The following is an 11,685-nucleotide window of genomic DNA, read 5'->3' as shown; positions in this document are numbered from 1 at the left end:
ATATATTTTGCTTTTCTACCCCGTTTATTTTAAATTACCCTTGCGGGTAATATTTTTTAATAAACACATAATCCAGCAATAACCTAAATATCAGCGATATAATCACATATCGATTTTTAAAAGGGAATATTGTATTTTTTTACTTGAAAAACAGGCTTTATCATGTATCAAAAAAGTTGACTGCCGACATCATTTTGATGTGGTCAACGCTGAAAAAAGAAACCTGCCATTCGTTTATTACAAGATAATAGCTTACATTTGCATCTAAAAGTATTATCTAAAATCTATGGTTCCGATGAGTACACAAATTGGTAAAAGCCTGATAGCGCTTTTCTTTTTAGGGATGTTCATAACCGGTTGCAATACCAATACAAAGCAAACGGCCGATAATGATATCAAATTCGATTCTATCCGGGTGGATAAGACCTACCATCTGTTGGATAATCCTGATAACCCCAATTGTAACCTGCAATTGAGCTTCACCTATCCCGCCCAATTTTCCGATAAGGAGATTTTGAAAAAGATACAGAATGACTTCGTCCTCTCCTATTTCGGTGAGAATTACGAGAACCTGTCTCCGGAAGAAGCGGTCGCCAAGTACACGGAAGATTATCTAAACAACTATAAAGAGCTGGAAGCCGATTTCAAGGCCGAGTTGGAAAAGAAAGACGATTTGCCGGTCGGAGCCTGGTTCTCTTATTTCGAAATGTCGTCGGATGAAATCGTCTACAACCAGAATGACATCCTGAGCTATACCGTAAGTTTTGAGAACTATACAGGCGGCGCACACGGTTCGCATGCCTATAACAACCATGTGATCAACCTGAAAACAGGCAATGCAATCACGGAAGAAGATATCTTCATCGAGAACTTCCAGGATAGCCTCGCGCAGATATTAATCGATCATATTGCCAAACAAAACAAGGTAGAGAATCCGAAAGACCTGGAAAACATAGGTTTCTTCAGCGTTGAAGAGATCTTCCCGAACGGCAATTTCCTGATTGACGGTGACGGTATCACCTATACCTTTAATGAATATGAGATCGCCGCTTACGTGGTGAGAGAAACAAATGTGTTCTTACCTTACGCGGAAATCCAATATCTATTAAAGAAAGACAGTCCGATCTCCAAGCTAATTCAAAATTGAGAATAAAAATATAATACTTCATATATCGAGATTAATGGAGCCAACCCATACAAACGAAACATTGTCAATTGTCAACGGTCAATTGTCAACTTTAAAGAGTTATTTTCCGGAACTGACCGATGCGCAGAAGATACAGATAGATGCCCTGTTTGACTTATACTCAGACTGGAATTCCAAAATCAATGTAATTTCACGCAAAGATATAGAGAATCTGTACCTGCACCACGTGCTTCATTCGCTGGGCATTCTGAAAATGCTGAAATTCAAAGACGGATCGGCAGTTATGGATATCGGTACGGGAGGAGGTTTTCCCGGTATACCACTTGCAATCCTGCTTCCGGAAGTTCAGTTCCATTTGGTAGACAGCATCGGGAAAAAGATCAAAGTCGGGCAAGCCGTAGCCGAAGCGATCGGTCTGAAAAACGTCACTTTCCGCCATTGCCGCGCCGAAGAGGAAAAGCAATTATTCGACTTTGTCGTGAGCCGTGCCGTCATGCCGCTGGCCGATCTGGTAAAAATCGCTCGTAAGAATATAAAAAAGGAACAACAAAATGCCCTTCCCAATGGTTTGATTTGTTTGAAGGGAGGAGAGTTGCAGCATGAAATATTGCCATTCCGCAAACAAGCTGTCAGTCTCAGCCTGAGTGACCATTTTAAAGAAGAATTTTTCCAAACTAAAAAAGTTGTTTACGTACCGTTATGATTACAATAAAATCGTTCGAGTTCAATTATTTCCAGGAAAACACGTTCCTGCTGTATGATGATACACGCGAAGCCGTGCTGATCGACCCGGGTTGCTGCCGTAAGGAAGAGGAAAAGGAGCTAACCGACTTCATTCTCGAAAACAAGTTGACATTAAAACATTTGCTCTGCACTCATCTACACGTGGATCACGTATTCGGAAACGGTTTTATATATAAGACATACGGTTTGAAACCCGAAGCGAACAAGCAGGATGTCGAGAAACTGCCCTCTCCGGACGAACAGGCCAAATTGTTCGGACTCCGTCAGCACGTCGAGAATGTCCCGGTTGAAAAATATATCGTAGGAGGCGAAACCATCAAGTTCGGCACATCCGAACTTCAAGTACTGACAGTTCCCGGACATTCGCCCGGCAGCGTCGCTTTCTATAATAAGAAGAACGGTTTCGCAATCGTCGGCGATGCGCTGTTTGCCGGAAGTATCGGCCGCACCGACCTTTGGGGCGGAAACCAAGAGGTATTGGTTGCCGCCATCCGCGACAAGCTGCTTTCGCTTCCCGACGAGACAGTCATTTATCCGGGGCACGGACCGGAGACAAGGGTCATAGATGAAAAGTTTAATAATCCCTATTTATAAACTACATAATATTATGGACACAAATAAATTTGTAAACCGCCACGTTGGTATTTCGGCAGAAGATATTCCTTCCATGCTGCAAGCCATCGGCGTCAAGTCGGTTGATGAACTGATCGATCAGACCATCCCGTCCGACATCCGTTTGAAAGAGCCGCTTAACCTTCCCGAACCCATGACGGAACGTGAGTTCGCAGAACACATCTCGGAGCTGGCATCCAAGAACGAAGTCTTCACTTCCTATATCGGAATGGGCTGGTACGACACGGTTTGCCCGGCTCCTATCCAGCGTAACGTATTTGAAAATCCGGTTTGGTACACTTCCTACACTCCGTACCAGGCAGAAGTTTCACAAGGACGTCTGGAAGCCTTGCTGAATTTCCAGACTGTTATCGCGGAACTGACCGGTCTGCCTCTTACAAACTGCTCCCTGCTGGACGAAGCGACAGCGGCTGCCGAAGCGGCAACCATGTTCCACGGAAGCCGTAGCCGCGCGCAAGTGAAAGCGGAAGCCAATACGTTGTTTGTCGACGAAAACGTATTTGCCTCTACACTGGCCGTTATCAACACCCGCATGATCCCGCAAGGCATCAAGGTGATTGTGGGCGATTACAAAACATTCGAATTCACTCCGGATGTATTCGGGGCGATTGTCCAGTATCCGAATGCCGACGGTTCGATTGAAGATTATAAGGAATTTATCGCACGTGCCAACGCAGGCGGAGCACGTGTCGCCGTTGCAGCCGACCTGATGAGTCTTGTCTTGCTGACTCCTCCGGGAGAATGGGGTGCAGACGTCGTATTCGGAAGCAGCCAGCGTTTCGGTATTCCGATGTTCTACGGCGGTCCGTCCGCTGCATTCTTTGCAACGAAAGACGAATACAAACGTTCCATCCCCGGACGTATCATCGGTATTTCCAAAGATGCTTACGGACATGCGGCTTACCGCTTGGCTTTGCAGACACGCGAACAGCACATCAAACGTGAAAAGGCAACTTCCAATATCTGCACCGCCCAGGCTTTACTGGCCACGATGGCTGGTTTCTATGCCGTTTACCACGGTGCCGAAGGTTTGAAAAATATCGCCGGCCGCATCCATGCTTCTGCCGGTTTCCTGGCAGGTGAATTGGAGAAGCTGGGCTACAAGCAGCTGAACAAAGACTATTTCGACACGCTGAAAATCCAGTTGCCGGAACATGTATCCATCAACGCACTCCGCGAGATCGCATTGGAATGCAAGGTGAACTTGCGTTACTTCGAAGCCGGACAGGTCGGTATCAGTTTAGACGAAACGACACAGCCGACCGATATCGGCGTATTGCTGTATATCTTCGCCGGAGCAGCCGGAAAGGATTATATGCTGAAAGAAGCGGTTCCCGAAAAGACTTACTTCGATCCGAAGTTCGCCCGTACTTCCGAATTCCTGCAGGAAGACGTATTCAAGAAATATCATACCGAAACGGAACTGATGCGCTACATCACCCGTCTGGGACGCAAGGACGTTTCATTGGCACAGTCCATGATTTCCTTAGGTTCTTGTACGATGAAACTGAATCCTGCATCGACCATGCTTCCGCTCAGCCGTCCGGAATTTATGAATATCCATCCGTATGCTCCTGAAGAACAGGTTGAAGGTTACACGGAACTGATTGAAAACTTATCGGCTTACCTGTGCGAGATCACCGGGTTCAAAGGTTGTACGCTGCAACCGAATTCCGGAGCCGCCGGCGAATATACGGGTCTGCGTGTGATCCGGGCTTATCTGGAAAGCATCGGACAGGGACACCGTAATATTGTCCTCCTGCCCGCATCCGCCCACGGTACAAACCCGGCAAGTGCAATCCAGTGCGGTTTCACGACTGTTACGGTAAAATGCGACGACAAGGGCAATATCGACCTGGAAGATTTCCGCGCGAAGGCCGAAGCCAACAAGGACAATTTGGCGGCCAGCATGATCACTTATCCGTCTACTCATGGTATCTTTGAAGTAGATATCAAGGAAATGTGCGACATTGTTCATGCTTGCGGCGGCCAGTTGTATATGGATGGCGCCAATATGAATGCACAGGTCGGTTTGACAAATCCGGGTACTATCGGTGCAGACGTTTGCCACCTGAACCTGCATAAGACCTTCTCATCTCCTCACGGTGGCGGTGGTCCCGGCGTCGGTCCGATCTGCGTTGCCGAACATCTCGTTCCGTTCCTGCCGCAGCATCCGGTGCTGTGGGGTAGCGATCTGAATACGGTATCCGCAGCTCCTTACGGTAGCGCCGGTATTCTGCCGATTACATACGCTTATATCCGTATGTTAGGAACAGAAGGATTGGAAACGGTCACCAAGACTGCCATTCTGAATGCAAACTATCTGGCTGCCAAGTTGAAAGACACTTACGGAATTGTTTACACAGGCGCAACAGGCCGCGTCGGTCATGAACTGATCCTGGAATGCCGCACGGTAAAAGAACGTTCTGGCATCGACGAAGGCGATATCGCCAAACGCCTGATGGACTTCGGCTACCACGCTCCTACTCTTTCCTTCCCGGTTCACGGCACGCTGATGGTCGAACCGACCGAAAGCGAAAGCAAAGCCGAACTGGATCGTTTCGTAGAAGTGCTGGAATGTATCTGGAACGAAATCAAGGAAGTGGAAGAAGGCAAGGCTTCGAAGGAAGACAACGTTCTGAAAAACGCTCCCCATCCCGAATACGAAGTGACGGCCGACGAATGGAAACACGAGTATCCCCGCAGCAAGGCCGCCTTCCCGCTGGAATGGTTGCACGACAGTAAATTCTGGATCAACGTAGCCCGCGTAGATAATGCGTATGGCGACCGTAACCTGATCCCGACGCTTTGCGCATGCGAAATTTAATATAAACCGATATAACGCAAACGGCACGAAAACGCAGCTCTTATTTTCTCACCTGCTTTCCCCGCCGTTTGCGTTATTTTTTCAATAACAAACAACAAATTCAATGAACACGACAACCAAAGAGAAAATCAAATTCAGTAAAGCATTTTGGGTAGCAAATACCGTTGAACTCTTCGAACGTGCCGCATACTACGGCGTTTTCATCGTAATCACCCTTTATCTTAGCCGGATTCTCGGATTCAATGACATTTAGGCTGCCGGATTGGTACAATACGGGACGACCACCACGTTTACCGGACTGTTGGAAAGCGACCTGCAATACGGGATCATCCCGATCATGATCCTAGTCGTATGCGGCGGCGCTTTCATCAAGAGTGTGATTTCCGGAACAGTAGCCAAAGAGACGACTCCCGAAACCCGGGCCAAAGGGTTCTCTATCTTTTACGCAATGGTCAACATCGGGGCTTTCTCCGGTAAGACAATTGTCAAACCGCTCCGCGAAGCTCTCGGAAACGAAGGGCTTATCACGCTGAACTACTTTTCTGCTTCCATGACATTTCTGGCTTTACTTGCGATCTGGTTTTTCTACAAGAGCAGCCAGCACAGCGGGGAAGGAAAAACATTCAGCCAAATCTGGCAGGCATTAATAAAAGTATGCTGCAACGGACGCCTTATAAGTGGCCGCAAGCGCCCATGCTCATTACATCTGGCATTATTTCGGTGCAATCGCCTTGGTTTCGGCTCTCGCCCTGATTATTTACGGGCAAGTTGCGAAGAGGCTAAATGAGAAAGAAAGCTGATGGCTTTTAATTGAAAACTAACCAGGGCTTGTATCACTACAAACCCTGGTCTTTATCAATGTGTGTCTAATACTTGATAAATGTGTATATACGTCAGGATATATCTTACTGTTGGAAAAAGGCCAATAGCTTCACCAAGCTGGCTTCTTCTTTCCATTTGATTTTATTTTGTTTCACAAATGCTTTCAACTTCGTTTTACCGCTCTCGCCAAGGGATTTTCCGACTTCTTTCCGGGTAGCCTCAACAATCTTATCGCCAAAGATAAAATAAAACTTTTTGATCAAAGGAAGCTCTTTCCCCTCATTTCTTTCAAGTCTCATCCGGGTATAAATCAAATTAGAAACACCTATTGCACCTATAGATACTATTTGATTCACAGAAGAAGACGTCGTACTCATGCCATAGGCACCAGATGTATTCTTATTCAATTCATCCAAATCAGCCTTTACCAATTCAACCAAACCAACGCCATTTTCTGTTTTCACCAAACGGACCAGTTCTCCATTCATATAGATAAAAGAAACATCCCCCAATTGAATCATTTCCACATTGCGTGGATCAGCTTGCATAACTTTATCTCCCTCCAGATAATGTAATGTACAATTTTGAAGATGCACATTCAACTTCATTTGCTTTGTCTTTTGCTCTTTGGAAAAATAAACGGTTCCATCCACAAAGTCTTCATATAGATACGGCCATTTTGTCGTAGGAACATAGTCAGATGCCGAAACAGCATTAAACGAACTCATCCCCCACGACATGGAACAAATCAATACAATTATTCTGATAAACCAATTCATGCTCATTAAACATTATCGGATAGGAAATACCTGCCCTTTCGAAAAAGGGCAGGTACACATCCATTACTTAATAACCATCATTCTGAACCATGTTGGGATTAGCATCCATTTCACTCTTTGGAATCGGTAATGCCCAACGATAACTCGGAAACTCAATATCTTTAGCATCTGCAGCTCCCTGGTAATCGACACGATGCAAGGATGTTCCGGTACGAGCCATATCATAAACCAAATGCCCTTCAAAAGCAAGTTCTTTACGACGTTCTAACAAGATATTTTCCAATGTAGCCGTAACGGGAGAAGCGCCACGATTCGAAGTGATTGCCAACAAATCGCTGTCGGCAGTTGCACCCGCAACAGTCGCGCCATGAGCCAATGCTTCTGCACGATTCAAATACATTTCCGAAAGACGAAGTACTACAATATTCGCATATGACGGTCTTGATGAAGCATCCTTTGCGGCATATTTTGTTGTCCAGAAATGATCAGGAGCCTCTTTGTGAGATTTAAATAATTTAGAGCGAACATCACTCGCTTCATACAAATCACGTAAATCCGCAGTAGATGCCACGTCAGCATATCCATCCGGATTCGTCATCCAGGAAATATCTTCCCAATACTCGTTATAGTAATTTTTATCACTGCCATATATCTCATAAATAACTTCTCCACCATCCGAAGCATCTTTTCCCCAGACATTTGGCAATTGACTTTCCGTAAAGATATTAAACAAACCGCTATCTATAACCTTTGTAGCATAATCTGCACATTTTTGCCATTCCCCCATATACAAATACACTCTCGAAAGCAACCCCCAAATAGCAGGTTTGCTGACTACAGAATAGGGATCGGCCGCATCATCACGGGTATATTCATCATCCATCAGACTTTCGGCCTCTAATAAATCTTTTACAACCTGGTCGAAAACTTCTGCAACAGTATTACGAGCTGGACGTGCATCTTTATCTACAACCAATGTAAGCGGAACCCCCAGACTTTGTGGTGCATAGGTATAAGGTTGTGCATACGTGCGTAACAGATCAAAATAAGATAACGCACGCAGGAACATCGCTTCCGCCTTTATATTATTCAAATCCTGAGTTGTCACATCCGTCGTTTCTTTGCCATCTACATTGTTTATAATATTATTAGCCTGGGCAATCAGGAAATAAGCATAGTTCCATAAGCCCGATGTATTAGAATCCAGATAAACCCAACTATACTCATTTATATATCTTCCGGATGTAAAATCCGTATTAGTCGGGTTTTTTGCATTACCGGAACGCAATTCACAGCTCAACACAAAACCAGCCCCATACCAAGTCCCGTCATTTAAGGCACTATACGCACCAAGTGTCGCTTTGTTTAATGATTCGTAAGTTGACAAAACTGTTTCCGTATCAAGTTCCGTAACAGGTTCTTCCGTTAAGAATCCATTGCATGAAGAAAATCCCAATGTCAAGAGCGACAGCCCATATATCATTATCTTTTTCATATTCATTTCCTTTTTAATTATTAAAATGTAACATCCAACCCAAACACAAATGACTTAGTCATTGGATAAATGCCATATCCCATACCTTTCACACCACGTTCAGGATCAAAATAATCTACATCATGAAACGTATAAACGTTCATTCCACTTGCATAGACCTTTAAATTATTAACACCGATCGTTGATAACCATTGTTTCGGTAAAGTATAAGCCAATGTAACATCCTTTATTCTCACATAGCTGCCATTTTCCAAGAAACGTGTTGATGCACTTGAATTCGAACTTGTTGAGTTCCAAGCAACCGGTTTGGGATTACAATTCGTATCACCCGGCTGTTTCCAATAGTTCATAGCACTTGCAGCCTGGTTCATGGACATCTGCTGACCATCCGAATGTAAATAACTATTTTCTGCTATTAACACCTTATTTCCAAATTTCCCTTCCAACTGTATATTCAATGTAATCCCTTTCCAAGTCACATCCGTATGGAATCCTCCTGTTACTGTCGGCTCCGGACTACCAGCATTAATATAACGAGCCTGACTGATACGAGTTGTCACTTCTCCATTTTTATCCATCCACAGAGCATTTCCAGTCTCCGGGTCTACACCTTGATAATCACGCAAATAGAATGTAAACAACTTTTCTCCTTTAATATACTTCAATGCTCCATAATCAGCATCACTAATCATTTCATCACCTGCCAGATCCAAAATTTTACTCTTATTATGTGAGATATTAATACCAGCATTCCATTGTATATCCTTTGTTTCAATTATATTAGCATCAAACTGGAATTCAACCCCTGTATTCCGTAATGAACCCACATTCTGCATTTGAGATGTAAAACCGGAAGTTCTTGACAATGGACGGTCAAGTAACATATCCGTTGTCTTACGGGAGTAAAAATCAATACTACCGGAAAAATGTTTCAGGAAATTGTAATCAATACCAATATTCCAGGATTTATTCTTTTCCCATGACAAATAATCATTATTCGGAGAATTTAATAAATATCCGGCCACACCATTATAAAGGGCTGTAGTATATTTTGCATATTGCTGATAATTGTCAATATTATTATTACCGTTCACACCATAGCTGGCACGAAGTTTTAATAAATCGATATAGTCTACATCTTCCATAAAGTGCTCATTATGTATATTCCAGGAAGCACCGACCGAATAAAAAGTTCCCCAAATATTTTCTTTTCCAAAGCGGGAACTACCATCCCAACGAACAGAAGCCTGCAAATAATAACGACTCGCATAATTGTAATCTAAAATACCGAAGAAAGACATCATAGTACTCGCCTCTTCCCAATGTTCTGCCTTTGGAGATGCCGACGTTTGTGGATGAGGAATACCGCCATCTACGTTCGCTGCATATATGTAATCCTGATACCAGCTCCGGTGTAATGCTTCCTGACCGACCAAGACGCGATAACTATGATTTCCCAAAAATGTATTTTCATAAGTAGCCGTATTTGACGTCGTCAACAGTCGGTATTGATTATTATCAGTCTGAGTCGTAGCCGCACCATAATTTGTTTCAGGGCTCCAATAACGCATACCTTGTACAAAACTCATTTCAGCAGAGTTAGTCGTTTTAACAACCAAACCTTTTATCGGAGTCCACTGCAAATACATGTTTCCGTTAAAACTATACTTCTTTGCATATTGTTTGTCATACTCGGCTGTCGCCCTTGGGTTCGTATTACTATTCTCCGGAATATTCAAAGTATGGCTACCATCTTCATTATAAGGCTTTGTCCAAGGCTGAATAGTCATTCCCGCAAAAATAGGATTGGAATAATACAAACTTTGCATAGCGACATCTTCACTATTCGAATAACCGACATTCACACGGACACCGGTTTTCAAATATTTATTCAATTCATGATCTACATTTACACGTGCTTGAATCCTCTCAAATTTAATACCATAAAATACACCTTCATTTTTGTGATAGGAAGCAGAACTAAAGTAAGATGTTTTATTACTTCCTCCCGTTGCTGAAATTTCATATTCTTGCATCTGGCCAGTACGAGTAAAATGATCTATCCAATCAGTCATCGGTTGCTGTAACATACTCTGAGGATAATAATAAGATCCCATTTCCGAATCATCAGGATTATAGCCTGCATTGATAAGCGCATCGCGACGGAATGTCCAAAGTTCCTGGCCATTCATCGCACGATAATCATTATCATTTGCCAAAGAAGAAACACCATATTTTGCACGAGCTGTAAAACGGCTTTTTCCTTCTTTTCCCGACTTCGTTGTAACCAAAATAACACCATTTGCCGCACGTGAACCGTAAACAGAAGCGGCAGCGGCATCTTTCAAGACAGTAATGCTTTCAATATCATTCGGATTGATCATAGCCAAAGCATTTGATGTATTTGTAAAAGTACCTTGTTCACCTGACATAACGGCGACACCATCAATAACATATAAAGGTTCATTACCCGCATTGATAGAACTGATACCACGAATACGGATTTCAGAATTAGCACCTGGCTGACCGGAATTGGAAGTTATCTGAACACCAGCCATTTTTCCTGCTAACATCTTATCAAAAGAAGAAGCTGTCAATTCGGAAAGCTCCTCACTCGATACTGAAGTAATAGAACCAGTTTTTGCTTCCCGCCGGGTTGTTCCATAACCAACTACAACCACCTCATCCAATATCCTATTATCACCCGTTAATGTTATTGTCATTTGCCCGGCTTGTATTTTCACTTGCTGGCTCACCATTCCGACGAACGAAATTAACAGAGTCTTAGCAGAACTCGGTAAATTTGTAATTTCAAATTTGCCATCCATGTCCGTAACTGTTCCCATAGATGTACCTTCTACTAATATAGTAGCACCAATAATAGGCTCACCATCATCTGCAGACTTTACAATGCCTGTAACACGTGAAATCTGAGCCGTCAAAAGACCTATGCTTACCAGTAAGTAGGTCAACAACAACACTAGCTTCCTTTCCATAAACACTTTTTTATTTAGTTACACATTCAAAACAGGCGCAATTTAAACAAAAATATTTTAATTGCAATTTATATTGATAAAAAATATAAGCAGATAAGTAAAAAATATCCGAAATGACTCTTATTGTAAATAATTTTACTCCTATTGAGAAAAAAACATATATGATGCCATATTGAGTGTATAAACGACAAAATACTGAATTGTATGCCGTAAAATCGATAAATATTAAATAACGATCCTTT

7 protein-coding genes and 1 pseudogene are annotated in these 11,685 nt (G+C 43.2%); 5 read left to right on the top strand and 3 right to left on the bottom strand.

The window, feature by feature from the left end:
* Window positions 1-286: 286 nt before the first annotated feature.
* From ACPYIV_RS00910 to ACPYIV_RS00890, 5 genes and pseudogenes are all read left to right on the top strand, one after another.
* Window positions 287-1,147: a DUF3298 and DUF4163 domain-containing protein gene (locus tag ACPYIV_RS00910; RefSeq protein WP_370648505.1), complete on the top strand. Its 861-nt coding sequence runs from the start codon at window positions 287-289 to the stop codon at window positions 1,145-1,147.
* 34 nt (window positions 1,148-1,181) lie between these two features.
* The gene (rsmG, locus tag ACPYIV_RS00905; RefSeq protein ID WP_293734083.1) at window positions 1,182-1,850 is read left to right on the top strand and encodes a 16S rRNA (guanine(527)-N(7))-methyltransferase RsmG; all 669 of its coding nucleotides are present in this window, start codon (window positions 1,182-1,184) and stop codon (window positions 1,848-1,850) included.
* Window positions 1,847-2,485, top strand: a complete 639-nt coding sequence (locus tag ACPYIV_RS00900; protein ID WP_293734082.1) for an MBL fold metallo-hydrolase — start codon at window positions 1,847-1,849, stop codon at window positions 2,483-2,485. The genes rsmG and ACPYIV_RS00900 overlap by 4 nt, the downstream gene beginning before the upstream one ends.
* 13 nt (window positions 2,486-2,498) lie before the next feature.
* Window positions 2,499-5,351 (top strand): aminomethyl-transferring glycine dehydrogenase, encoded by a 2,853-nt coding sequence (gcvP, locus tag ACPYIV_RS00895; RefSeq protein WP_425885064.1) that lies wholly within the window; start codon window positions 2,499-2,501, stop codon window positions 5,349-5,351.
* A gap of 103 nt (window positions 5,352-5,454) precedes the next feature.
* Window positions 5,455-6,030 (top strand): annotated as a pseudogene (locus tag ACPYIV_RS00890) (MFS transporter); the annotation flags it as partial.
* Window positions 6,031-6,256: 226 nt separating this feature from the next.
* On the opposite strand, the gene ACPYIV_RS00885 reads toward ACPYIV_RS00890, so the two are convergent.
* From ACPYIV_RS00885 to ACPYIV_RS00875, 3 genes are all read right to left on the bottom strand, one after another.
* Window positions 6,257-6,952, bottom strand: a complete 696-nt coding sequence (locus ACPYIV_RS00885; protein ID WP_293734080.1) for a hypothetical protein — start codon at window positions 6,950-6,952, stop codon at window positions 6,257-6,259.
* A gap of 67 nt (window positions 6,953-7,019) precedes the next feature.
* Window positions 7,020-8,447, bottom strand: coding sequence for a RagB/SusD family nutrient uptake outer membrane protein (locus ACPYIV_RS00880; RefSeq protein WP_293734079.1), 1,428 nt, complete (start codon window positions 8,445-8,447; stop codon window positions 7,020-7,022).
* A 20-nt stretch (window positions 8,448-8,467) separates the two neighbouring features.
* Window positions 8,468-11,443, bottom strand: a complete 2,976-nt coding sequence (locus tag ACPYIV_RS00875) for a SusC/RagA family TonB-linked outer membrane protein (RefSeq protein WP_308526283.1) — start codon at window positions 11,441-11,443, stop codon at window positions 8,468-8,470.
* Window positions 11,444-11,685: the final 242 nt, after the last annotated feature.

The sequence above is a fragment of the Parabacteroides vesiculifaciens genome (assembly GCF_049860805.1).
Lineage (GTDB): Bacteria > Bacteroidota > Bacteroidia > Bacteroidales > Tannerellaceae > Parabacteroides.
This window is presented reverse-complemented; position numbering and strand designations above follow the sequence as displayed.